The organism is Labrys sp. F242, assembly GCF_057813875.1.
Map to the genome: position 1 here is coordinate 1 of NZ_JBVASG010000037.1, position 308 is coordinate 308.

At 61.0% G+C, this 308-nt stretch carries 1 protein-coding gene; it reads left to right on the forward strand.

What is annotated here, in order from left to right; genetic code table 11:
• A partial coding sequence (locus ACZYTC_RS34335; protein ID WP_488991768.1) for an AAA-associated domain-containing protein occupies positions 1 to 265 on the forward strand: 265 nt, incomplete at its 5' end.
• Positions 266 to 308 lie beyond the last annotated feature (43 nt).

The window sequence follows — 308 nt, forward strand, 5'->3', positions numbered from 1 at the left end:
CGAAAGCGAGGTGGACGAGCGCAAACGGCAGTTTGCACAGCAATTGGCGTCCTATGTGCCGCTGGCGGCCCATATTCGCCGCATCCTCGACGAAAGGCCGAGCCATCAGGCGCCGGCCCGCCGCGTCCGCGACGAGTTGGAGGATCACATGTCCGAGGACTATGCGGCCGGCACCGTGCAGGCCGTGATCAGCCTTGCCCGTTTTGCCGAATTTTTCGCATATGACGAGGCGGCTGATCTCTTCTCGCTGGAGAATCCCAGTTGAACGCCTCGACGGCTTGATCATCGTCGATATCGTGGTCGTGATC